General features: G+C 52.0%; 21 protein-coding genes and 1 pseudogene. 16 read left to right on the top strand and 6 right to left on the bottom strand.

The genetic code is table 11. The features are described 5' to 3' along the window. Window positions 1-19 precede the first annotated feature (19 nt). Both SH580_RS08745 and SH580_RS08750 read right to left on the bottom strand, forming a co-directional pair. A complete protein-coding gene (locus tag SH580_RS08745; protein WP_319834619.1) occupies window positions 20-1,162 on the bottom strand; it encodes an efflux RND transporter periplasmic adaptor subunit in 1,143 nt (380 codons plus the stop codon). 25 nt (window positions 1,163-1,187) lie between these two features. Then, window positions 1,188-1,763 (bottom strand): MarR family winged helix-turn-helix transcriptional regulator, encoded by a 576-nt coding sequence (locus SH580_RS08750; RefSeq protein WP_319834620.1) that lies wholly within the window; start codon window positions 1,761-1,763, stop codon window positions 1,188-1,190. Window positions 1,764-1,941: 178 nt separating this feature from the next. On the opposite strand from SH580_RS08750, the gene SH580_RS08755 reads away from it, so the two are divergent. Further along, window positions 1,942-3,396 (top strand): hypothetical protein, encoded by a 1,455-nt coding sequence (locus SH580_RS08755; RefSeq protein WP_319834621.1) that lies wholly within the window; start codon window positions 1,942-1,944, stop codon window positions 3,394-3,396. Between the two features lie 69 nt (window positions 3,397-3,465). On the opposite strand, the gene SH580_RS08760 is transcribed toward SH580_RS08755, so the two are convergent. Together SH580_RS08760 and SH580_RS08765 are read right to left on the bottom strand one after the other, a co-directional pair. Further along, window positions 3,466-4,485, bottom strand: coding sequence for a Gfo/Idh/MocA family protein (locus SH580_RS08760; protein ID WP_319834622.1), 1,020 nt, complete (start codon window positions 4,483-4,485; stop codon window positions 3,466-3,468). A 192-nt stretch (window positions 4,486-4,677) separates the two neighbouring features. After that, window positions 4,678-5,430 (bottom strand): glycerophosphodiester phosphodiesterase family protein, encoded by a 753-nt coding sequence (locus SH580_RS08765; protein WP_319834623.1) that lies wholly within the window; start codon window positions 5,428-5,430, stop codon window positions 4,678-4,680. A gap of 327 nt (window positions 5,431-5,757) precedes the next feature. Between SH580_RS08765 and purL the strand changes: the two genes are divergently transcribed. From purL to SH580_RS08820, 11 genes are all read left to right on the top strand, one after another. Beyond that, a complete protein-coding gene (gene purL, locus SH580_RS08770; protein ID WP_319834624.1) occupies window positions 5,758-9,798 on the top strand; it encodes a phosphoribosylformylglycinamidine synthase in 4,041 nt (1,346 codons plus the stop codon). 104 nt (window positions 9,799-9,902) lie between these two features. Beyond that, on the top strand, window positions 9,903-10,727 hold the full coding sequence (locus tag SH580_RS08775; protein ID WP_319834625.1) for a four helix bundle suffix domain-containing protein: 825 nt from the start codon (window positions 9,903-9,905) through the stop codon (window positions 10,725-10,727). Window positions 10,728-10,986: 259 nt separating this feature from the next. Then, entirely contained in the window at window positions 10,987-11,109 is a 123-nt protein-coding gene (locus tag SH580_RS08780; protein ID WP_319834626.1) for a hypothetical protein, read from the top strand. A gap of 113 nt (window positions 11,110-11,222) precedes the next feature. Next, window positions 11,223-11,450, top strand: a complete 228-nt coding sequence (locus tag SH580_RS08785) for a hypothetical protein (RefSeq protein ID WP_319834627.1) — start codon at window positions 11,223-11,225, stop codon at window positions 11,448-11,450. A gap of 191 nt (window positions 11,451-11,641) precedes the next feature. Next, window positions 11,642-12,925 carry a hypothetical protein gene (locus SH580_RS08790; RefSeq protein WP_319834628.1) on the top strand — a complete coding sequence of 428 codons (1,284 nt, stop codon included), beginning with the start codon at window positions 11,642-11,644 and terminating at the stop codon, window positions 12,923-12,925. A 5-nt stretch (window positions 12,926-12,930) separates the two neighbouring features. Further along, window positions 12,931-13,911, top strand: coding sequence for a DUF5677 domain-containing protein (locus SH580_RS08795; RefSeq protein WP_319834629.1), 981 nt, complete (start codon window positions 12,931-12,933; stop codon window positions 13,909-13,911). Next, window positions 13,908-15,197 carry a ComEC/Rec2 family competence protein gene (locus SH580_RS08800; protein ID WP_319834630.1) on the top strand — a complete coding sequence of 430 codons (1,290 nt, stop codon included), beginning with the start codon at window positions 13,908-13,910 and terminating at the stop codon, window positions 15,195-15,197. The genes SH580_RS08795 and SH580_RS08800 overlap by 4 nt, the downstream gene beginning before the upstream one ends. 8 nt (window positions 15,198-15,205) lie before the next feature. Further along, on the top strand, window positions 15,206-15,961 hold the full coding sequence (locus tag SH580_RS08805) for a hypothetical protein (RefSeq protein ID WP_319834631.1): 756 nt from the start codon (window positions 15,206-15,208) through the stop codon (window positions 15,959-15,961). A gap of 356 nt (window positions 15,962-16,317) precedes the next feature. Beyond that, window positions 16,318-16,572 (top strand): hypothetical protein, encoded by a 255-nt coding sequence (locus SH580_RS08810; RefSeq protein WP_319834632.1) that lies wholly within the window; start codon window positions 16,318-16,320, stop codon window positions 16,570-16,572. Between the two features lie 294 nt (window positions 16,573-16,866). Continuing rightward, complete coding sequence (locus SH580_RS08815) at window positions 16,867-18,177, top strand: leucine-rich repeat domain-containing protein (RefSeq protein WP_319834633.1); 1,311 nt, start codon at window positions 16,867-16,869, stop codon at window positions 18,175-18,177. 270 nt (window positions 18,178-18,447) lie between these two features. Continuing rightward, window positions 18,448-19,812, top strand: coding sequence for a sulfatase (locus tag SH580_RS08820; RefSeq protein WP_319834634.1), 1,365 nt, complete (start codon window positions 18,448-18,450; stop codon window positions 19,810-19,812). Between the two features lie 108 nt (window positions 19,813-19,920). Here SH580_RS08820 and SH580_RS08825 read toward each other — a convergent pair whose 3' ends face one another. After that, window positions 19,921-20,052 carry a hypothetical protein gene (locus SH580_RS08825; protein WP_319834635.1) on the bottom strand — a complete coding sequence of 44 codons (132 nt, stop codon included), beginning with the start codon at window positions 20,050-20,052 and terminating at the stop codon, window positions 19,921-19,923. 129 nt (window positions 20,053-20,181) lie between these two features. On the opposite strand from SH580_RS08825, the gene SH580_RS08830 reads away from it, so the two are divergent. The 3 genes from SH580_RS08830 (at window position 20,182) to SH580_RS08840 (ending at window position 23,078) form a co-directional block, all read left to right on the top strand. Next, window positions 20,182-21,597 carry a c-type cytochrome gene (locus SH580_RS08830; protein ID WP_319834636.1) on the top strand — a complete coding sequence of 472 codons (1,416 nt, stop codon included), beginning with the start codon at window positions 20,182-20,184 and terminating at the stop codon, window positions 21,595-21,597. Between the two features lie 97 nt (window positions 21,598-21,694). Continuing rightward, on the top strand, window positions 21,695-21,937 hold the full coding sequence (locus tag SH580_RS08835) for a hypothetical protein (RefSeq protein ID WP_319834637.1): 243 nt from the start codon (window positions 21,695-21,697) through the stop codon (window positions 21,935-21,937). A 34-nt stretch (window positions 21,938-21,971) separates the two neighbouring features. Beyond that, window positions 21,972-23,078 (top strand): PAS domain S-box protein, encoded by a 1,107-nt coding sequence (locus SH580_RS08840; protein ID WP_319834638.1) that lies wholly within the window; start codon window positions 21,972-21,974, stop codon window positions 23,076-23,078. Window positions 23,079-23,115: 37 nt separating this feature from the next. On the opposite strand, the gene SH580_RS08845 is transcribed toward SH580_RS08840, so the two are convergent. Continuing rightward, window positions 23,116-24,060: an SDR family oxidoreductase gene (locus SH580_RS08845; RefSeq protein ID WP_319834639.1), complete on the bottom strand. Its 945-nt coding sequence runs from the start codon at window positions 24,058-24,060 to the stop codon at window positions 23,116-23,118. A gap of 163 nt (window positions 24,061-24,223) precedes the next feature. On the opposite strand from SH580_RS08845, the pseudogene SH580_RS22010 reads away from it, so the two are divergent. Continuing rightward, window positions 24,224-25,107: pseudogene (locus SH580_RS22010) on the top strand (AraC family transcriptional regulator). The last annotated feature ends 26 nt before the right edge of the window (window positions 25,108-25,133 follow it).

Here is a 25,133-nt window from a genome sequence, read left to right on the forward strand (position 1 = left end):
CTAAATTGAGGCTCGCGCCTTAAGCATCGTCCGGGGTCGGATTGAGTTGCGCCTCCGGTGTCGTTCCATCGTTGATCAACACGGGCGCACCGGACATTAACTTCAGCCCGCCCGCAGCGACTACTCGATCCCCCAGCTCCAAGCCTTCGATCACTTCGATGAAGTCTCCCCGACGCTCACCCAAACGAACAAATTTCTGCACCGCAATAAAGCCCTCCCCTTCTTCTGCTGGCTCGACCACATAGATCGAGTTACCGAAGGATGCATAAATCACTGCACTGGCAGGCACCGCCTTGACTGTCCGTGGCGCATCACGTGCGATGCGCACATTGACAAACATACCAGCAGCCAATTGCCCCTGCGGATTTGGCAACGTCGCCTGCACCTCGACCATGCGTGTGGTCGCATCGACCTCTGCGGCGATTGCGGAAACCGCCCCGGCCTTTACTTGATCTGGAAAGGCGTCGGTGTAAGTCTCGACCTCCAAGCCGACTTTGAGATAGGCGAGGTCGCGTTGCGGCAAATAGAAGTTCGCATAGATCGGGTCAGTCGACTGCAGACTCACCACCTGAGCGCCCGGCGTTAGGTATTCCCCGAGATTCACCCGGCGGATGCCGAGGCGCCCCCCAAAGGGTGCGACAATCTTCTTCTTCTCAATGATCGCCTCCAAATTTGCGACGTTGGCCATCGCTTCTTTATACCCTGCGTCGGCGGCATCAAACTCAGCCTGCGAAATCGTTTTGCGTCCCAGCAATTGCTGAGCACGATCCAGACTAATTTTTGCCAAATCTGCAGCAGCACTCGCAGCCGCCAATTGTGCCGCCTCACTGCGTGTGTCCAACTGCAACAGCAGATCTCCTTTGCGCACCGTCTGCCCCGACTCAAAGGCCAAATCAGTCACAAGCCCCGCAGATTCGACCGAAAGCGTCACCCCTTGCACTGGTGCGATCGTTCCGATCGCATTCGACTCAACAGGCCAATCCATACTGCTCACATTTGCAGTCGCAACGGAAGCCGGAGGGGGCTGCATGTTGGGAATCGCTGCCATGATCTCGCCAATCTGAATCGCCTTCAGCCCGACTAAGGCACCGATCACCACAGCAAGGATCACCACAGTGATGCCTGTCTTTATCACGAAAGATTTTAACTTACTTTTTGCCATAACCAATTTTAGATTTTTTCCTTACTTAAATATTTTTGCCATCGCTTCCATCTTTCGACTCGGCATTGACCAGCTCACTGACTCCACTGGCTAGCTTCTCTAACAACAGCAAGAGTTGCGCCTGCTCCTCACGCTCTAGCACATTCATTAACTGGCTCATCATTTTAAAATGAGGCGGCAAGAACTTATCCAAAAATTCTTGCCCCTGTTCCGTTAAATAAATCGATACTGTGCGCCGATCACTCGTGTCATGCTTGCGACACACAAACCCATCTTTTTCCAAAGAATCGAGCAAACCAGTCACCGATGCGCGGGAGATTTGCGCCAAATCCGCCAACTCTGCGGGTGTCGAAGCCGTGATCCACGAACTGTCTCCCTGAACCTGATCCTTATTCATCAATAAGACCAAAATCATGAAACGCCCATGCGATATACCAGATTCAGCGCAATGCGCCAGCTTCTGCTTCCACAATAGATCGTGCGCATGAAAAAACGTGGCCAGAGTATACATCACTTCTGGATCGCAGTTTTCAAACAACTTCGAAACCTCAACAAAGCACTCTAACTTCGGCGGATCTTTAAACATGGTCGGCTCGTTCATTAATATTTTTGGAACATCAATTTTTAATTCACGCCCTAATAATTAGGAGCCTAACTAGATTGCAAGACTTTGTTTAACTTTATGCGAAAAGCCTCAATTGGATCCAATCTGCAAATAGTTATCATTCAATTGCAAGCTGGAGTACCCCTCCAAAAACTGACTCACTATCGGCATGCGAATGCCCCTACGACTCCCCCTAATTGGATTAGCCATACTACTCGGCGCAGCCTTCACGTTGAGTATTTTTGAAAAGTGGCGCGGTCAACGAGCCTGGGATCGGACGCGTAGCGAATTAGAAAGCATGGGGCTTCGAACCGATTGGCAGCAAGCACGACCACAAGCGATTCCAGAAGCAAACAATCTGGCCTTAGCTCGGGTCATGACTGATTGCATACGCATGACCAGCAACCACGACCAACTGGGCGACTGGCAGGCAGAGCCCATCTTCGATGAGCAGGCGACCGAAGCGGCCAGCGCGGCACAAGAGCTCTTCGCCCCCTCAGAGTCGAGGAAGCATCAGGCCTTTGGATTTGCCCAATCAGACTTAGAATCGCTAGATATTTTTGGCAAGACACACGCAGACAAGTTCACACAGCTGACTCGTATCTTACACCCTTATCGCAGCGCACTCGCCGAGCTCAGAGCCGCCTGCGACGAACGCTCGAGTAGCTATCTGCCAGGCGACTACACAGTAGCCGCGGCATCTCCCATACCCGATTTTGAGCTACTGCGCACAGTGACACGCCTACTCACCGCCGAAGCCCTGCTCGCCCTACGCACAGGCGAGAGTGGGCTGGCATTAGAAAACTGCCATGCACTACTGCGTATTTCGAACCTCAACCCACAGGTCCCGTTTTTAATCAACGTCATGATCGAGACCATTGTGATTCGTAGCTCTATCAGTGAGATACTTTACTATGGCCTAGTTCACGACGTCTTCGACACGCATCAATTAGCCGAAATCCTCACTCTTTGCGCGCCGATCGACTGCATCAATAGGCTCGGACAATCTTTCGAATTCGAAATGCTGACGATGAGCAACTCAATCAAAGCATTTTTCGAAGATCCCGTCGAGCTGACGCATCTATTCGGCAGCGATGGCGTCCCGCTACTACTCGGCTCCAACATGTGGGTGGTGAATGACTCTCTAGTCTCCGCACTCTGGCACTTTGTGCCCGCCAAAGGCTGGAACCTGCAAATGCTCGCCAGAAGCCTCAACTTCACCAGCCAATACTATAGCGCCTTCGACCTCGCAGCTGGCACTGTGGATCTTAAAAAGCTCGAATCGATGCACCTGGAAATGGAACGACTAGAGACAGAAGGTGACTTTTTCGACACGCTACTACTCATCACTGTCCCCGCCTACGGGAATGTCGCCGAGACAGCCGTGAATACTCAGCGACGAATTGATTTAATTGTCATAGCCGCCCAACTCATACTGTCCGCCAAACAAGGCGTCCCTTTACCGCAAGAAATAACTGCTCAACTGGCGTCCAGAACAGATCCCGCTAATAAACAGATCTATCACTATACCCAAAGCGCCGATGGCTTCATCCTCAGCAACTCAGACAAAGGCGACAGCATCACGGACAATGAAGATGACCTCGTCATCCACTGGGCGCCACGTGATTAATTCGCAGACACGTCGCCGCCTTCGCTGCACCCTATAGTAGGACAGGTGCCCCGACCGAGCACTCGAACCCTAGCGATCCGCCTCATAAGCCAATCCGATCTCCGCGCGCCACCAATCCAGCGCCTTCATATTACCCAGGCTATCGTCCAAGCGCATGCCTACCGCACGCGCCCCGATTGCTTGACCACGCAATTCGCCGGCAAAGGATTCGATTTCATAGGCATACAGATCGCGCCCAAGCATAGGCTCGATCACCTCGTCTGCCTGATCGTCATCCAACACCGTGCGTATCCTCCCATTACAGAACCAGGGACTCTCCACGATGATGCGTCCCCGCTCGCCGAAAATCACGACCTGATTTTCAGCACTCATTTGCACCGCGCAGGTGCAGCGGGCCAAGACATCTCCCTCAAAGCGCAGTACGGCTGTCGTCCACATGTCCACCTTGGTCTGCATGTCGAGGTGACCCACAGCTTTCAATTCCAACGGCTCCGCAAACAGTCGTCCTTGCGCACGCCCTGCAATCAAACGCGCAAACGACATCGGATAGCAGCCCACATCTAAAATGCCGCCGCCCCCCAGCGCTTTATCCTGCAATCGGGACTCCGGGCACTCGCCGGCATTAAAACAAAAAGTCGCATCAATCATCCGCACCTTGCCGATCACGCCCGACTCCACCAAGTCCACCACTCGCTGCGTTTGCGGATGATGACGATACATGAAGGCCTCTCGCAACAAACAGCGCTTCTCCTTCGCCACCTTCACCGCATGCTTTGCCTCCCGCAAGTTCATGGTGAGCGGCTTTTCGCACAGCACATGCTTGCCCGCATAAGCACAATGCGCGATCCACGCTGCATGCTGAGGGTGAATCGTAGCGATATAGACCGCATCCACTTCCGGATCCGCCAATAACGCCTCATAAGAACCATAAGCACCCGCCGCACCATGCTCCGCAGCAAAGGCCTGCGCCCGCTCTGCATCCCGTGCGGCCACCGCATGCAATTCACTCCCCGCCACCTTTTGCAAAGCTTTTGCAAAAGAATGCGCAATTTTGCCGCAGCCCAAAATCCCCCAGCGAACCCGTTTCATATCAGTCGTCATTGCAATAGAATCAACGAGCTCACAAAAGATTTCCAATCAAATTCAGACATAGGAAATAGATTCCCCAGTTTCCAGGCACAGCCAACACGCGTATTTCCCAGTCATAATAATACACGCAAATGAACGTAAATTGACGGTTCCAAATCGCCGTCCCTTCAGCCTCAGCGAACAGGCTGCCCGCTATTTCTGTAAAGCGTAGCGAATCACCTCAGGGCAATTCGTCGTAATCGAAGTCACACCAAACGAAGCATAACGCCGCGCATCCACAGGATCGTCCACGGTCCAGATGTTTAAATCGATGTCTGCTTCCAAGATCGCCTTCACCATTTCGCGATTGATCCCCGAGTGACACCGCAAGCCGATTCCATCCACGTTGGTGTCCACCACCGTGTCGAGCACATCCGCAAGTTTCAGTTTAGAACGCCCCAGCCAATTCGATTTAACATCGATCAACCAATACACGCCCAGCCCAGGCCGCTGCGCCTTCAGTGCTCGCACCATCTCGAGATCAAATGTAATCAGCACAATTTGCTTCAGCGCCACCGAAGCGGCGTCGAGCACCTCAAACAAAGGCACTAAAATCTCCGCCCCCGTCTTCAGCTCAATCAAAACCTTCTTCCCCGCATGCACATTCGCCAACCACTCACTCAGCAGCGGAATGCGCTCTCCCTTAAAATTTGCCAACTTTTTCAGCCCCACATCCAACTGTGCCAACTCTTCGTAAGTATGCGCCTCGACTGATAAATTTCGTTCTGCCACCCGCTCCGTATCAGCATCGTGAATGCACACCACCTGGCAATCCGCAGTCAGGCGCACATCACATTCCACGCCATCCGCGCCTTCCACCCAAGCCCGCTGCAGCGCAGAAATCGAATTTTCCGGTGCCGCGACCGAAGCTCCACGGTGGGCAATGATCCTAGGAATATCATTCATGCCCCCTAACGATGAGTCACAATCCAAAAAACTCGATCAAATTCTCCCGATCACTGCCCACAAATCCACGTCCCGTAAAAATGATTCTGCCTAAAAGCACCCTCAAAGCGTCAGCTAAAGCCCGAAGCACAACCTAGCAACCGCACTTTCAGTCATAAAAATTCACGTTCATTCACGTAAATTAACGGTTCAAAAACGTCAGCGCCCCCCCATTACGCCCCCACAGCACAGCCGTCACACAGGAAGCAACAAAGGTACTTTTCGTATTGTTCCCTGCGCCTTCGCTCGCCAACGTAGCTGGTTTTAGACTTTTCTGACTTTCCAGCTATGCAACCAATCATTCTCCAAGGCCGTCAGGCATTCTCCGATTTCCGTCTCACCGCGCTTAAAAACGCGCTCAACGATGCCATCGCCGCACACGACATCGCCGCCATCGACGCGGTCGAAGTCTACTTCATCGAGTCAGCCCATCCGCTCGACGACCAGACCACCGAGCGTGCCTTCGCCCTGCTCGCAGCCGAACAGCACTTCGCCCGCGCCAACGAAGGCGGCTTCTTCGTCACCCCACGCAAAGGCACCATCTCTCCCTGGTCCTCCAAGGCGACCGACATTTTCCATAACTGCGGCCTCGACGCCATTGCCCGCGTCGAGCGCGGCATCCACTTCATCCTCACCACCGAGGACGGCCTGGTGCTGAGCATGCAAGACCTCGGCTTGGCGCTGCTCGCCCTGCACGACCGTATGACCGAAGCGGTCTACGACGACGTATCCGACTTTTTCAGCCACTTCGAGCCCGCCCCCTTCCGCACCGTACCTCTCATGGCCGAGGGCCCCGACGCTTTCTACAAGGCCAACATCGACTGGGGCCTCGCCATGTCGCCCGACGAAATCGACTACTTGGTCAAGGCCTACCAAAAGATGGAGCGCGACCCCACCGATGCCGAACTGGTCATGTTCTCGCAGGTCAATTCCGAGCACTGCCGCCACAAGATTTTCAATGCCGACTGGATCGTCGACGGCGAGAAGAGCGAACTGTCGCTCTTCAGCATGATCCGCAACACCCACAAGCTCAACCCCGAAGGCACGCTCTCCGCCTACGCGGACAACTGTGGCGTCATCCCCGGCGCCCCCGCCGATTGGTGGGAAGTCAACCAACAGGACGGCAGCTTCGCCTACCAAAAGACTCCCAGCCAGCTGGACATTCTTTGCAAAGTCGAAACCCACAATCACCCCACCGCCATCTCACCTTTCCCGGGTGCCGCGACCGGCGTGGGCGGTGAAATCCGTGACGAAGGTGCCACCGGTATCGGCGGCCGCCCCAAGGCAGGCATCTCTGCCTTCATGGTCTCCAATCTGGAAGTGCCCGGCTACAAGCAGCCTTGGGAAAAGCACATCGCCGAGCACCCGAGCCGCATGGCCTCGCCCATGGACATCATGCTCGAAGGCCCGATCGGTGGCGCTGCCTTTGGCAATGAGTTTGGCCGTCCACAACTCTGCGGCATGTTCCGCACCCTCCAGCTGGAGCACAACGGCCAACACCGCGGTTACCACAAGCCCATCATGGTCGCTGGCGGCATGGGCAACATGAAGCGTGAGCACGTCGATAAAAAGCCGATCCCTCCCACAGCTCTCATTCTACAACTCGGCGGCCCGGCCATGAAGATCGGTCTCGGCGGCGGCGCTGCCTCCTCCATCGGCGCCGGCTCCCAATCCGAAGCCCTCGACTTTGACTCCGTCCAGCGCGGCAACCCGGAAATGGAACGCCGCTGCCAACAAGTAATCGACGGCTGCATCGCCCTCGGCGCGGACAATCCCATGCTTTCCATTCACGACATCGGCGCCGGCGGACTTTCCAACGGCCTGCCCGAGCTGGTCGAAGCCACTGGTGGACGCTTCCACCTGCGCAACATTCACAACGAAGACTCCTCCATGTCGCCCATGGAGATCTGGTGCAACGAATCCCAAGAGCGCTACGTCATGGCCGTCATGCCCGACCGCATCGAAGCCTTCAAGGCACTCTGCGAGCGCGAGCGCTGCCCCGTCGCCATCGTCGGTGAAGCCACCAACGACGGACAACTGGTGCTGGAAGACTCCCACTTTGAAAACAACCCGATCGACATGGACATGAGCGTCCTGCTCGGCAAAACACCCAAGATGCTCAAAGACGTCACTCGTCTGGTCGAAGACCACGCCGAGCTCGACGTATCCGAAATTCAATTACCCGAAGCCATCGACCGCGTGCTGCGCTTCCCTGCCGTCGCCAATAAGAGCTTCCTCATCACCATCGCCGACCGCAGCATCACTGGCATGGTCGCCCGCGATCAAATGGTCGGCCCCTGGCAAACCCCCGTCGCCGACGTCGCCGTCACCGCCACCAGCATGGACAGCACCACCGGCGAAGCCATGGCCATGGGCGAACGCACACCCATTGCCATCCTCAACGCCGCCGCATCCGGCCGCATTGCCATCGGCGAGTGCTTGACCAACATCGCCTCCGCCTACGTCGGCAAGATCGGCAACATCAAACTCTCCGCCAACTGGATGGTCGCCGCCGGCGAGCCCGGCGAAGACGCCAACCTGTACGACACCGTCAAAACCGTCGGCATGGAAATCTGCCCCGCCCTCGGCATCTGCATCCCCGTCGGCAAAGACTCCATGTCCATGCGCACCAGCTGGAAAGACAGCTCCGGCCAAGACCACAAACAAGTCTCCCCGCTCAGCCTCATGGTCTCCGGATTTTCCAGCGTCGAGGACGTGCGCAAGACCGCCACCCCCGACCTCAAGTCCAATGACAGCGCCCTGCTGCTAATCGATCTCGGTGCCGGCAAAAACCGCCTAGGCGGCAGCACCCTCGCCCAAGTTTACAATCAAATCGGCAACAGCTGCCCCGACCTCGACGATCCTGAAAAATTCGTCGGCTTCTTCAATGCCATCCAAGAATTGCTCAAAGAAGGCCTCATCATCTCCTATCACGACCGCGGCGACGGCGGCTTATTGGCGACCCTAGCCGAAATGGCCATCGCCGGCCGCAAAGGCATAAACGTCATCCTCGACAAGCTCGTGGAAGCTCAGTGGGAAGTAGAAAGTGGAAAGTGGGAAGACTCAAAGGAACTCTTCACTCCCCACTCCATACTCTCCACTCTCTTCGCAGAAGAGTTAGGTGCCGTCATCGAGCTAGACAAATCCAAGCTCGCCGCCGTCATGACCATCCTCGCCAAGCACGGCGTCAGCGACATAACGCACCTAATCGGCAACACCAGCGCCGAGCCAACGCTCAACATCAGCCTCGAAGGCCAAGAAATCTACAGCGAAACCATCACCACGCTCAACCGCGCCTGGTCCGAGTTAAGCTTCCGCATGCAAGCCCAGCGCGACAACCCCGCCTGCGCATTGGAAGAGTATAATAGCTTGTTAGATGAAGATAACGCAGGAATCCTGATCCGGCCCACCTTCGACCCCGACGCCGAAAACGTAGGGGCGCGACTTGTCACGCCCGCATCAGAGTCAGCCGCGCCAGAGTCGACTTTCATCCCAGATCCCGCATCCGCCATCATTAATCACTCATCCGCCATCTCTAAAAATCGACCTAAGGTCGCCATTTTCAGAGAACAAGGCATCAACGGCCAAAACGAAATGGCCTTCGCCTTCGACCGCGCTGGTTTCCAGAGCATCGATGTCCACATGACCGATCTGCTCAGCGGCAAGGTCGACCTCAAAGACTTCGCCGGCCTCGTCGCCTGCGGCGGCTTCTCTTACGGCGACGTCCTAGGCGCCGGTTCCGGCTGGGCCAAGAGCGTTCTCTACAACCAAAAGTTGAAAGACATGTTCCAAGCCTTCTTCGAGCGCGAAAACACCTTCACGCTCGGCGTGTGTAATGGTTGCCAAATGATCTCCCAACTCAAGGAAATCATCCCCGGCGCCGAGCACTGGCCACAATTCAAGCGCAACCGCTCCGAGCAATTCGAAGCCCGCTACAGCAACGTCGAGATCATGGAGAGCCCCAGCATCTTCTTCAAAGACATGGCAGGCAGCCTGCTACCGATCCCCGTCGCCCACGGCGAAGGCCGCGCCGATTTCTCCGCCACCGGCGACTTCGAGCAGTGCCTCACAGGCGACCTCATCAGCATGCGCTACATCGACGGCCAAGGCGAACCCACCGAGCAGTATCCCGCCAACCCCAACGGCAGCCCGGCAGGCACCACCGCCTTCACCACCACCGACGGCCGCGCCACCATCATGATGCCACACCCCGAGCGCTGCTTCCGCAGCGTTCAGATGAGCTACCGCCCAGCCGATCAATTCACCGGCGAAGCCGGCCCTTGGCTCAAGATGTTTCAAAACGCGCGCCGCTTCGCAGCGGAAGTTTGATCGGTCGGATCCGTCCGATCAGACCGATCCCCAACCATCCGACCGATCCGACCAATCCGACCGATCCTCCCCCCAAACAACACCCCCAAAACCAAAAAACCAAAATGCCCGACGCCCCCGCAGACCGCCAGCCAGCGAAACGCCGCTTGCGGCCCAGCGGGGGCTATCGGAAACTGCGTAGCTTTCAAACCACCACGCTCATCTACGACGGCACCGTCAGCTTTTGCCGGCGCTTCGTGAGCGGCTACAGTCGCACCCAAGACCAAATGATCCAGGCCGCCCGCAGCGGACGGCAAAACATCGCCGAAGGCAACCGCGCCGGTGCGGTCAGCACCAAGTCCGAGCTAAAACTCACCAATGTCGCCCGCGCCAGTCTCGAAGAGCTGCTGCTCGATTTCGAAGACTACCTACGCCAAAACGACCTGCCCCTCTGGGATCCCAACGGCAGCCAGGCCAAGCAAGTACGTGAGCTCGGCAGTCAAATTCGCAAGGCTCCCGAAAACTCCCCCCTGCACGATCCCCAAGACGCCGGCGACCGCGCCCGCGCCAAGCTCTACGCCCCCGTGCTCCAGCACGAAGATCCCGCCGTGATCGCCAACAGCCTAATCTGCTTGATTCATCAAGCCAACTACCTGCTCGACCAGCAGCTGATTAGCCAAGAGCAAAACTTCATCGAAGGCGGCGGCTTCTCCGAACAACTCGCCAGCGCCCGCATCGCCGAAAGGCGTAAAAAGGATCGGTCCGATCGGGCCAATCAGACTGACTTGTCCCGGCGTAGCTCAACGAAGCCGGATCAAAGCCACATCCCCAAATGCCCAATCTGCGGCGAGCTCATGGCCCTCCGCACCGCCCGCCAGGGCAAAAACGAAGGCCACCAATTTTGGGGCTGCACCCAATACCCCGACTGCAAAGGCACCGCGCCCGTATAAAGTGATCCGTCCGATCCGATCAACCTGTCCCGGCGTAGCTCAGCGAAGCCGGATCCGACCACACCCATGTTCCGTCTAAGCAACATGCGTCCACTTTACGCAAAAACTTGCGAATCTCCCTAACGTTGACAGGTTAGCTAGAAGAACCAAAGTTTAGGGCAAAAAGAAACCCCGGCTCCGAGCACCGTCGCGAAGGACGGGAGAAGGATTTCCGAGGTGAACGCTCATCAAAGTAGAGAACCGCCGATAAAAATCAAGCATGAACTCCAGCGGCTACGATCAGATCATACAGACACTCGCCGAATTATCAAAAACACTCGACCGTTACACCCAGACGCGGCAAGCTGGCCTCAAACCATGGATCGATCAAATAAATCATTAAATGTATATGCCAACCCCACGGCCGCTCCACGGACAACCACAAAGGTAATTACATGTCATCTTTTTTCAGCCTAAAGTCGTTTCAGGATTAGAGTTAGTCCAAGAATTAGAACCATGAGCCATCCAGCCAAAACACTGAATCAAGTCTCCACAGAAGCACACCAAGTGCTCTGCGAACGCTTAGGCGTAGCCGACACCGTCCGCTTCTTGAATCAATTCAAGAACGGAAAGGGTAATTACACTAAAGAGCGCGACGCCACCCTCGAAGACATGAGCGTTCAAGAAGCCGCAGCAGCCATCCGAAAGTCGAAGGAAGCTAAGAATACAAACATAACGACATGACCCGTTTTCCAGCCCCTGCCTTACCAAGACCGGGATGAGGCCCTGGATATCCTCGATTCAGAAAATATAAACGAAGCCACTCTTTTCCCTGGAGAAGACGGTTTCGTGCGGAATCTCAACAAAAAGAATTTCGGCGAAATTTAATTTCCTTCACCTGTCTATCTTCACTCAAACCTCAATAACTGCTCACAATGCATCCTTTTCATATCCCGAAACAAACTGACGTTGATATCGTAAACGCCCTTGGTCGAATCCGGGACGAGCTGAATGACGTCTGGAAATTGACCATTCATGTAAACCTACCGCCCACGGGCAATTTGGTTCAGCTAAATGGTGAAATTCCTGCTGAAGAAAAAAGCCTACAGTTTGTCTTTAACAATCATTCAGAGGTCATACCAGAATTTAGGCTCCAAGAAGGGAATGTCGTGGTATTTCAAATCCAACGCAAATCAGAGGTCACTGATAACGCCGAGATTCACAACAATGCATTCAATCAAAGTAAGGACGAGAATCAAAAGGCGCAGCGCTTCGTTGCGTTAATGAGTAGCGCGCGAAAAGCACTAAGAGCCCTGGATATTGAAGCTGCCTTTGAGGGGGAAAAAGATACAACGTGGAATCGATATCGAAAAGCTCAGTCCGCCACGCTCAATAGCCTCCAAAAGGCAACAGCAGATTTGATCCTCAAGGCTAGCGAACAGAATGCCCGGTTGGACGAGGCCCGATCTAAAAAGTTCTCCCAACTCGAAGAAAAACTTAGAGGCGAAATTGCAGAAGAGCGTAAGACCTTGGAAGAAGCTCATCAATCTCGACTTGATAAGCTGGAGATAAAAGAAAAAGCACAAGAAAAACGCGAGGCTGAGTTCGAGACCAAGGAGTCTCACTATGTGGCAAGGCAAAAACAGGCAGAGCAGATTAAACAAGTACAAGATTGGCTTGAAGAATGGAAACTTACTCCTGGGACTACAAAAAAACGTAGGCCAATTGCTTTTGCTTATTGCGCAGCGTTAATCTTCACGGGCTTGCTTAGCCTATATGCGACCTGGCACAGTTACAACTTACTCCAAGATGTCGACAAGATCGCTAGCCTCGAATGGTGGCAGTGGCTTGGGATTTGGGCAAAATCGATATTTCCATTGGCCGGTTTCATAACATTCATGATCTACTTTATCCGTTGGTCTGGAGATTGGGCGAGGCAACACTCCGACGAGGAGTTTCGGAATAGAACTCGCCTAGTCGACATCGGGCGCTCTTCGTGGATATTGGAAGCGGTGCGTGACGCGCAGGAACGAAAAAGTGAACTTCCGCCTCAGTTACTGGAGGAACTATCGCGCAACCTTTTCTCTCATACTTCGCGTCCAGAGGGAGACATTCACCCACAGGCCATTTCAGATCTATTGTCGAACGGGCTTACTGGCTTGCGAGTGAAAACCAGCGACGGATCTGAAGTTGAAGCAACCAGAGGGAAACTACGGTAAATCTAATGCCTGACACCCCACACAAATCGATCCTAGATCGTAGCATCTTTCGCTTGCAAATCGAAGAATCTTTCGCACCTCAGCTAAAACTGCTGGAGCAGATGGTGAACTACGGCACCAACCTAGTCCCGCGCTGCTTTGATAGCTCAGACAAACAGCTACCAGACATCGTCTGCATCGGGTCTTTCCTTAAACATGCAGTCAGCGCCCTTGATGCCATTCACATCCTTGTCCAGGAAGGTGCAACGACTGCATGCCAGGCACACATACGGTCCATTTTCGAAATCAACCTGTACATTGAATGGATCTGTCAAGAAGACTACGAAAAGCGTGGAGTCGCTTACTTTGTCTGGAATATCCGGAAGAAGCGCTATTGGAATCGCTGCGCACTTGAGGGAACAGCAGAGCATAAGGCTCATCAACAGCACATGAAAGGCATGGACACGAGTCGAACATCCAAACGATTTGATCAAGCTGAGTTATGGAATGCAGTCAATCAGGATGACAAACGTCTACAACATCCTGAATTGGCCACTGTGAACGACATGTTTGAACAACGGATGAAAAAATCAGGGAAGGACGTTGAATGGTATGTGCCCTTTGGGGTCAGCGGGTTAAGAGACATAGCAATCAAGCTCAACAAGGAAGCAGTGTATAAAGTATTTTTTGGAAAACTATCCGAAGCAACCCACGGTCAAACATTGGAACAGCAGCTCTACTTTTCAGATACCACAGGTGTGATGCATTTCGACCACATCCGCACCCTAGCACGAGTAGATGACGTCTTTAAACTAACATTCCTGCAAGTTATGGATCTTTATTCGCAGACACTCAGGCGATATCGTCCAGATGAAGAAAAAGCCTTTTATCACAAGTATCAAAATGAATGGCGCGATGCATACTGGCGGGTTCCTAAGGTTTCTAAACAGAATGGAACTTACCACATTACCGAAGGGGAAGAACCACCTGCATTTACAGATTTATGAATTACATCCGCTTCAGATATAACTACTATAGCATTGGCCAAGGCCTCTTTTCTTCCGGTGCTTTACTTGATCCCTATAAGCAAAAGCCCAAATACCTTTGGGTCTATGATTGTGGTAGCGCCTCCAAGGGAGCATTTGGGACCAAAGCGCAGAATATAGACCATTCACTGGACAAACTATCAAGAGTGGGACGCAAAACCGAGACCATAGACCTCCTAACTCTCTCTCACTTTGACAAAGACCATGTAAATGGTGTGGTTCAGCTTCTCACCAGATTCAGGGTAAAGATACTATTACTGCCTTATCTAGGTCTAACGGAGCGACTACTGATTGCGCTTGGAAGTGAGTCGGATGGTGATACTGCCGAAATCCTGGACTTTTTGATTGATCCCGCCAGCTACCTAACCGAACACGCGCCCAAGGGCATTGAGCGTATTGTATTTGTTCCTCCAAGCAGTGGCGATACCGCCCCTCCTGCAGAAGGTGAATATCCGCCTGAATCGCCGGATCGCGATAAGGAAAACCGCGAAGTTGAACCTAGATATTTTTCTGAACAAAAGCCTCCTGAAGATGATACACTAGTCCGACATGCCCCTGGATTAATCGCGAAAAGTGGTGAGAAAACTCAGGTTGAATACCTGGGAGCGGACACAGGTATCACGATTAGCCCGTTCTGGGAATTCATTCCGTATAACGAAAAAAGAATCCAAGCCATACCGACAAGCTTCAAGAATCAGGTCATGCAATTAAAGGACCAGTTGCTCAATAACTCGAAATCAGCAATCGCTCAGCTTAGAAGTCTATACGACTCAACCTTTGGAAGCGATGGACCAAGTAGAAACGACATCTCATTGTTTCTTTATTGTGGCCCAATCTACAGCACATGGCGGAATCCCTCAATCTATGGCGTATATGGCGGCGAAAAGTATATGGCTCGCCGGTGGATACGGAACCATAGATTTCATTACGCTTCCGGAGTTCGCATGGTAAGCCAACTATACACAGGAGACGGATACCTCGACACACTGGACAGGATCAATGCACTAAAAGAGCATCTCGGTGTAGAAAGATGGACCGCTATTTCGGTCTTCCAGGTCATGCATCATGGTTCACGGAAAAATTGGTGTCCTCAAGTCGGCCCAGAGTTTCGAGATCTCTGCCTAAAGGTTTGTTGCTCAGATCCCAGCCACTATGGACACCCTCACCAAGAAGTGAAGAACGACCTGCGTCCACTCTTTCAAGTTAACCTGAATCCACTAACGATCGAAGGTAGGCTATATTTGTAGGCATAGATATGAAACAAGAAGAAATGGACGAAGACTATAAGGCGGTTCTCGAAGAACTGTTGGCAGAGCACAAGGAGTTCGATGAAAGATTCGCTCGAGGCGAACCGAATCCACTCGGCAATTTAAACCGCCGCAATTTCCGGACTCTTATCAAAGTTAACATGTGGGGCTGGCTTAAAGTCCAAGCCTCGCCGAGAGTTTTTTCACTATATCAGAAAAAATTTGAGTCCATGTTAAACGAATGCAAGGAATATTGCTCCCAAGAGACATCATTGACTCACAAACAGGAATGCGAGAAACTCATAGCCGAAGTTGAGCAATTATATACTGCTAAACTAAGGAAACAAGAGCAAGTGAAGCAACTTGCAACTGAGAAGCTTGCATGGGAACTTCTGCCTCCCGGCGAAACGACCTTTGAGCGTTTAAATAGCGCAATTGAAAAATCTAAAGTATACAGAGACGAAGCTTTTGATCGCTCACGTCTCGACACTGCGTATTCCCTAAACCCAAATAAAATCTATGTAGGTCAGAATGAGTTCTCCGGTTACTTCGCGTTCTTATACCCTTGGACAACAAAAGTGCTCTTGGAAAATCCGAACTATGGCAATGCGGCTTACGTCTTCACTGACTCATGGAAAACGCTTTCACGCTTACCAAAGTCCAAGCTACTCGCCTACCATGCAAACAAAGTTAAAAAGTTAATTCATCACAAACAATCAGACGGATGGAAGTCAGAATTAATGAGAGCATTAACGAGCCAGTAGAAAACAATACTTAAAAAACCATAAATGCTGCGGGCAAAAAAAGATGACATGTCATTACCTTTGTGGTCAACGTATAGCCAGCATCCCCCACTCTTTTAAAATCATGGCTCGCAGTCTTCGAATTGAGAAAGAGAACGGCGTTTACCACATCATCAACCGTGGGAACTACCCTCCTTCGCTAAACGAGCTACGGCGGACATGCCGGCAGGATTTATTCATCAACGAAGGTGCCCACTTAGCATTCGAGAAGTGCTTATTTGAAGCCTGCGAGAAATGTGAATGGATACTTGAAGGATTTTGCGTGATGACCAACCACTTCCACCTGGTCGTCCGCACACCGAAAGGAAATTTGATCTATGGGATGTTCCGAGGCCTATGGCCGACAAGACCGGCTGCGTAGCAGACCGGAACAGTGGTTGCAGTCCACATTCGCGAATCGCTACCACAAGTTCCGCAAAGTGCACGGCAAGCTGTTTGCTCGCCAAGCTGCCCGAGGGGCACCCGCTTCACTCACCCGCGCTGCGGGCTACGCCATCTACGCACTGTCGTGCTCCGTCAAGGACGCTATGGATGCCAAATCAATCGTAGCAGATCTCAAATCAGCCGAATAGAAAGTGATGCTGGTCACCCTACTGAAACAAAAGTCCAGCGCTACCAATGTCTGAATCACCCAACAGATTAACATGGGAACGCCTGATGCAGTCAGCCGATATGTTTCCGAATTCAAACAGAACAAAGGCGACAAAACCAAGGCATACAAAGAGCTGACCACAAAGGTAATGACATGACCCAAATGGCACGGCAAAACCTGTTTTGGACACTAGTGAACTTCGAATCGATTAATTTCATTGCGTTAGCATGTTCGTTTGTGATTTTCAATGTTAATACTAAGAACATTGATGAAAATGAAACGATTGATCCATTCTATTTTCTGCCTGCTTGCACTGTCTGGTATCACCTCGTGGGGCAACGCCGAGACTTACTTAGTCGCAGGCACCAACGTAACATTGACCTACAGTGTAAGTGGAGATTCTGCGGAAGTGACGATTACCGATTGTAATGAAGATGCCATGGGCGCTCTGATCATCCCTGCAATGATAAATAGTCAGCCAGTGACGAGGATTTCCGACGATGCCTTCCGTGGATGCTCTAGTCTCACTGCGGTGACTATTTCAAATGGTGTCACTGAAATTGGCAACAGTGCATTCTATCAATGCCGCGATCTACAATCTATAATCATCCCAGACAGCGTCACAAGTATCGGAATGTTCAGCTTCGGCTGGTGTGAAGACCTATCCGTCGTCACTATCTCTAGCCGCGTGGTAAGTATCGGTTATAATGCGTTTGCGCTTTGCCATAGCTTGCTAAGCATTGATGTGGATCCAATGAATCAGTCATATACGAGTATCGATGGTGTTCTATTTAATAAATCCAAATCAACTTTGATTAATTACCCCTCTGGTCGCACCGGACCCTACGAAATACCGCATGGTGTTGTGACGATCGAGCGCAGTGCTTTTTTGCAATCTTACCATTTGACCGAAATTTCAATGCCTAGCAGTCTGGAGACAATCCATGCATTAGCTTTTAATGATTGTTCAAGTTTAACTCATGTTACAATTCCTAGCAATGTGTCAGTTATTGGTATAGCGGCTTTTGAAGGTTGTTCCCGCCTCAAGAGCATATCAATTTTAGGCAACCTAGATTCGATTGGGAATTTGGCTTTTGATAGATGCTGGCGCCTTACCAATATAAGTTTTGAAGCTGGGGCACCTAGTCACGTTGATTCCGACATCTTTTATAGGGATACCCCTTCGAACTTAACGATTTATTTCTACGAAGGTGCCGTTGGGTTTTCAGAGCCTACTTGGCAGGGTTTTACTGCAGTCATGCTCAGCGGCCCCGCAGAAGATCTTGATGGGGATGGCTGGGGGCACAAATTGGAGAGCCGTCTTGGCACTGATGTTAGGAATAGTAACGATCACCTGCAAAATTGGATCTCTAAAGGCATAGAGGGGTTAAAGCTGCACTATGGACCGCACAGTGACAATGTAAACTTCGCTGTCGAATACACGACAGATTTAACGGACCCAGATAGTTGGCTGGCAGTGGACGAGCTTGATTTTGCTGGTGATCAAGGGGAGCAAGTCGCCACCTTACCAGATCACGATGGTAGCCATGTTTTTTATCGTATTAGCGCAAGTGCAGCCCAGTAAGCAGGACTGATAATAGAAATCTGAGGAACCACTGCTGTCCAAAACAGAGGATTCCTCGGTAAGATGCCCAGGCGATTTTAGAGCAGTCTGCATTCAAGTAGACATGCGGGCTGGCTAAAATTTCACTGAAAAGTCCGCATCTACGTTGTCCTTTCCTCGCAATGCCCTCAGGCTGTGGCCAATAGCCACCTTCAGCCGTATCGAACTAAAGATGACGGCTCCCAATCATTTAATTCTCCATCCTCAAAATGGAAAAGACAGTTCAGCAAAATGAAGACTCTTCTATCAATGCTATACCTCGCCCTGGGTGCGACCGTATATGCGTCCAACCAACCGAATGTATTGTTCATCTCGGTCGATGACATGAATGATTTCCCTGCGTTCGCAAATCGCTACCCAGACGCCAAGACCCCACACATGAATCGTCTTGCAGAGAGAGGCACCGTGTTTGCAAACGCGCATTGCCAGTTTCCGATCTGTGGCCCCTCGCGAGCCAGCGTCATGTCAGGCTTACACCCCTCGGCCCTAGGCTACGATCATCATATGAAGGATAATGATCTCCAAGAGCGAGCCAACGAAATGGGAACGGATTTGCTGCACAGCTACTTCTCCAAGAACGGCTATACCACTTTGGCTATTGGCAAAATTTACCACACACATGTGCCTGAGAATAGCGTCGATGTCAGCGGTGGCCGAGAAGACTTCAGTGAAGGCACCGGACTACTAAAAGAGAATTGGCCACAAGAGAACACCAGAACGGACTGGGCAATGGCCCCGGAACGTGATGATCAACTACCCGACTTCCGGACCGCTCAATGGACAGTTGAACAGCTACAAGCCGAACACCAGAAGCCATTCTTCATGATGGTCGGCTTTTTACGCCCGCATGTCCCATGGTATGTCCCCAAAAAGTGGTTTGACCTATATGATAAAGACAAGCTGACACTGCCGGCCTACCGCTCAGACGATTTAGACGACATTCCAGACATCGCGAAACGAATCAGCATATATGAAAACATGCCCCGCACGGATTGGGCGATCGAAAATAAGCAATGGCGTAATATCTTACATGCCTATCTTGCCAGTATAAGCTTTGCTGACGCTCAAGTCGGCAAGGTGCTGGATGCTTTAGATGCCAGCCCCTACCGAGACAACACGATCATTGTCCTTTGGTCCGATCATGGCTATCAACTCGGCGAGAAAAACACCTTCCAAAAGCACTCGCTCTGGGACCGCTCCACTCATGTCCCGATGATCATCGTCGACCCGCGCCATCAAGCAGGTCAACGATCTGAACGTGTAGTGAGCCTATTGGACCTCTATCCCACTCTTGTTGAGCTGTGCGACTTACCCACAAACGTAATCAACCAAGGACGGAGTCTTGTGCCCTTACTCAAAGCCCCGACAACAGAATGGCCCTATCCCGCAATCACTGGGTGGAAGGAAAACAGCTTTTCTATTCTAAACGAAAGATACCGCTATATCCGCTATGGTGACGGCAGTGAAGAATTGTATGACCACCAAAACGATTTGAACGAGTTTACGAACATGGCAAACAACACAGCTTACAACGAAACTAAAAGTAAAATGGCGGCCGCACTAGACAGCACACTAGAGCAAATACACAGCAAATAGTGCAATATAAGAGATCTCCTTACATTCGTTTAAGACTCCAAAAGATGACATGGGAGGAGTTGCCAGGCGCGAGTGATCGCTAAACTGAAGCTCCTACTATGTCATCTTTTAGAGTAGTAGTAGTAGTAGTAGTAGTAGTAGTAGTAGTAGTAGTAGTAGTAGTAGTAGTAGTGGAGAATAGTTTGAGAGTGTAATGGTGTAATGATACGGTATATCGGCAGCTAAATTCCTACTTTGCATTTGCCCTGTAAGCTACAGATCGACTAACTTAAAAACTGCAAGCCCCACCCCATCATGTTCAAACTGATATCTTCCTGCTCAGTTCTTGAGAAAATCTCCAGAGCACAAAGCAAAGTCAGACGCCTCCACTTGACACGACGTTGCCGATTCCTCTTGGCCTTTTTCGTCATCATAACCGGAACGCTGACCACACATGCAATTACCAGCTCAACAATCGAAGCCTTCGACTCCCGGGGGCGGATAGAATTACCAGCGTCAAAGCAGCGAATCGGAGATGCTCAACGAGGACGTGATTACTTAATTAACGGCGATTACATTAAGAGCGGCATCCCACTCGAGCTTTACCGCGTGCTCCAAAAAAATCACAGTCGTAACGAACTAGGAAGAGCAGGAGAGAGCGCCACACTGCCGCCCTACCTAACCGCAATAAAAGCTCACAATGGTAGGGCAATCGCCTCCAGCAACTGCCTCGCTTGCCACTCTCAAGAACTCAACGGCGAGTTCATCTTAGGCCTGGGAAATACTCTCAGAGATTTCACCGGAGACAATTCAGCCTACGCGAAAAAGATCGATCAACTGCTTAGCGTCACTGAATTAGCCGATCCTAAACCACGGGAAGCCTATGCCGCCTTTCGCGACGCCACCCTCGCCGTCGGCCCGCACATTCGCACGAAAGTCGTGGGCACAAACCCGGCCCTCAAACTCGCGCTCGTGTTGGGTGCACACCGGGACCCCAAAACGCTGAGTTGGAGTGAGACTCCTCGATTTCAACTTCCGCCGGCCGACGAAGTTATCCCGAGCGATGTGCCCGCATTCTGGCTGCTCCACAAAAAAAACGCAATGTTCCACAACGGCATGGGACGTGGTGATTTCGCACGCACTATGATGGCATCGAGCCTCTACACGCTGCGCTCCATTGACGAAGCTGAAAAAATCGACGCTCATTTCGTCGACGTGCATGCCTACATCGACACTTTGAGGCCACCAAAGTACCCCAATCGAATCGATACCGAGCTACTTGAGCACGGTGAAGAAATTTTTTCACAACGATGCGCCTCTTGCCACGGAACGTATGGTAAAGAATGGAGCTATCCGAACCTATTGATACATCTCGACAAGATCGGCACCGACCCTGCCATGGCGCTCAACGCCCAGAAACAAGACGCCACTTACGGAGTGACCTACAAGGAAAGCTGGTTTGGACAAGGCGAACATGCCGGTCGTCTAGCGCCCTCTCCGGGCTACGTGGCCCCACCCTTGGACGGCATCTGGGCAACCGCCCCCTATTTGCATAATGGCTCCGTCCCGACACTGGAGGCTCTACTCGACTCCAGCCTACGACCACGCTATTGGAGACGCAGTTTCAAGCAGCAAGACTACGATCTTGAACGAGTCGGATGGATTTATCAAGAGGTGGAGTCTGGCGGGCACAAACACATCTACGACACCACCTTATTCGGACACTCTGCTGAAGGGCATCCTTACGCCGACAAACTAGATGCAGAACAACGACGCGCATTACTCGAATACTTAAAATCTCTGTAAGGCCCGCAGTGGAAGCGAAGATGCCACAAGAGTCCCCAAACGCTCGGACTCCGTCCTAGTCACTTGACTCGCAGCAGCATTGTAAGATCCTTAAACAATGACTACACCGAATGAGGAAAATTTTAAATACTACAAGAAGGCTGAAACAAAAGCGCTGGCAATACTAGCCGAAATGAAGGCGACCACCCCGAAGAAAATGGACATTGAGCTTTCACTATTGGTCGCGATTTTTGAACTACACAAAGGCGAGATGCCCGCGGAAGCGATTAGCAAAATCGTGCAAGGCCACTTAGAAACAGTGGAACCTTATTACGCCTCGCAAGCATCGAAAGAGTCTTGAGCACTCGGATAAGTCTTGCCCGAATTTACAACCAATGTCCGTCACAAGCAAACCGCCCTTTATCAACTTAGCCGAGGACGTTGCGATCCAAGGCTACAACGAATCACATGAAGTTGTGTATTGGAATCGGGCGAGCGAACGACTCTACGGCTACTCTCGGAAAGAAGCACTGGGCCAAACGCTCGAAAATTTGATTATCCCTGAATCCATGCAAGATCAGGTTCGCAACGAAATCAACGCCTGGTTGGCAACTGGTGTCCCCCCACTAGGCGGCTTCCTAAAATTACAACACAAAGACGGAAGCCTGGTCGAAGTGCATTCAAGTCATATTTTCACCCGCAACGGGGACGAATCGGTCACAATGTACTGCATCGATTTAGACGCCGAGCAAGCGGTTGGATTACCCTCCGCCTTCTCAGATAGAATAGATCCAAGAGAGAACCCGCGCAGCCAGATCTACTCCTGCCTCTCCCACGAATTCCGCACCCCCTTGAATGCCATCACAGGCTACTCAGACCTATTACGCATGAGTGAAGGAGCTGAAGACAAGAAGGAACTGCTGGAGCAAATGAATCGCTCGGCCTACCGGCTGTTATCCACGTTTCAGCACATGATGTTTCTGCTGGCTTGGTCTCGTGGCGACCTCAGCCCACAGAAAGCGCCCGTGCGTATATTCGAAGTCGTCATCGATTCGATCCGCAGTATCAGCGAAGCGGCCGCCATTGAGGAGGTCCAAATCGAGTTAAAGGAGAACGACAACTACAACGCACATGTGCTGAGCGATAGCGACTTCCTCACACAAACTATTTACGCAATCTTAATGGCGGCCTTGTCAACCTCCTCCAGAAAACAATCGATCTCCGTAGAAATCAGCGATCATGCCGACGGCAGTCATATTTTGCTCGATATTCGCGACAAGGGCCAACAGCTCGACGCCGAAGCCCTACTCTCACTCTTAAGCGGGCAAGCTCCCCTGGTCAATCCACTGAGGCAGGAAAGCCACGGTCAAGTCCTCTTCCTGCCAGTTGCCCGAGACCTCGCAGTCAAGTTGGGAGCCATGTTCACCATGGAACAAATCAAGGAAGGCGGCAATCGCTATTTGCTCTCCTTGCCCCGCGCGACTCCAGCACTTTTAGACTGAGCGCAAGACAGAAAAATACGTCCGAGACCCGCTCAAGCTAAAGCAACCAAGGCATGGAAGTTTTCTCCTCAGAGAGTTTCCAAAGCTTATGCGCTTGCTCCTGATCCAGTGCCAGACCTGCCAGAGCACACTCGCCAACAGGGCCCACCATCTCCCCCCGTTGGGTCGGACCGTATAACTTCTCAGATTTCAAGCCCGCTTGGGTGGCACACATCACTTCTGGCCAAGCGCCCCGCTCGGCCGATTGGGCCAACGGAGAGAGCAAGGCCGCGAGGGCTCTGGTGATGCAGTTGGCATTCTCCCGGATCAAACTTGTTCGCGCCGCCCCCGGATGACATACATAGACCTGAACCTGTTTGCCCGCAGCTTGAACTCGGCGCTGTAACTCGTAACCAAACATCATCTGCGCCAGTTTACTCTGAGCATAAGCATTCCAGGCGGAGTAGTTTTGGTCGAAGTTAAGATCTTCAAACTGAATTCGCTTCAGCCCCATTCGATACGCATTACTGCCGACGACCACAATGCGTCCGGCTGACTCCTGGATACGCACGAAGAGCAATCCACACAGCAGAAAGTGCCCCAGGTGGTTCACACCCAAATGACTTTCAAAGCCGTTTACAGTCATCTCTTGTTGGGCCACCTGCGCGATGGCGCCATTACAAATAAGTGCATCGATGCGTGGCAGCGTTTCTAGCACTTCCGCTGCTGCCTCGCGTACAGACTCCAGCACTGCCAGATCCATACGCACGAGACGAAGCTCCGCCTCTCTGCCAAATTCCTGCTTCAATCCTTCGATCGCGGCCGCCGATTTTTCGGCACTGCGATTCAGCATCATCACTTGCGCTCCCTTCGACAGCAACAGCCGCGCAGCCTGATACCCCGCTCCGCTATTCGCGCCAGTAATGGCATATGTTTTACCGGCGAGGCTTCCGACTTGCTCAGGAGTCCAGCCATTGGGGCCAAATGTATAGTTCGTGGTCATTGTTCTTATTCCTTATTGTATCAATAGTATTCAAACAGGCGCTCACCTGCTACAAACAACTATACTCTCAAGCACCTCGCAAAACTAGGCGCATTCATCTCGAAAACTTGCCTATTTGTATCTTCATCTAGCAAATTACATCTCCGCATGCTAGCATACCGACATGCATACAGAATCGATTCAACAGCTCATCCAAAGCCGATTACACCAAGACGGCATGGTAGAAACCGGGATAAAGGGCGTGCAACTGTTCCGAGTGACTAAGCCGATGAGCTGCGCACCGGCCATCTACAAACCCACTGTAGTGGCCATCGTGAGCGGCGCCAAGGAAGCGATTCTAGATGGCAAACGTTATGTGTATGACAACAGTCGATACCTGTGCTGCTCCATATCCTTGCCCGTGGAGGCAGGCACCCCGACGGCTTCACCAGACAATCCGCTCCTCGGCGCCTACATCTCACTGGATACACGAGTAATGACGCAACTGGCAATCGAGATGGAAAGCGCTGCGGGTGCGATTGCAAAGCCTAGTAGCGGCCACTCCCGGCTGGCTTTGCACTCGCTCGCTGGGACGACACTTTCAGCGAAGCCCTGCTGCGACTACTACAGTTATGTAGTGACCCCATGGATACATCGCTGCTGGGCGAAACCCGATTACGGGAGTTGTACTACGCCGTATTAAAAGGCGAAGCCGGCGACTCAGCTAGGCGCGCCTTTGGAGTGGGCAACGAAATTGCTCGCGCAATCGAGTATATGTCTTCCCGTTTGGATACGCCCATCACGATCGACGACACCGCCACACAGGTTGGAATGAGCCGCGCCGTATTCCATCGAAAATTCAAGCAGGCGACCATGATGTCGCCCATCCAGTTCGTAAAGGCGATGCGTCTGAATAAGGCCGCCATGAAAATAGCGGGCGGGACAACCGTGAACGAAGCTGCCCTGGAAGTCGGCTACGTCAGTTCCTCTCAATTCAGCCGCGAGTTCAAGCGCATGTATGGCCGTTCTCCCAAGCAATGGACTCAGGCATGGGCTGAATCTATATGACTTTTATCCACAATTAGGTGATTATG

This window comes from Coraliomargarita algicola (assembly GCF_033878955.1).
In the GTDB taxonomy this organism is placed as follows: domain Bacteria; phylum Verrucomicrobiota; class Verrucomicrobiia; order Opitutales; family Coraliomargaritaceae; genus Thalassobacterium; species Thalassobacterium algicola.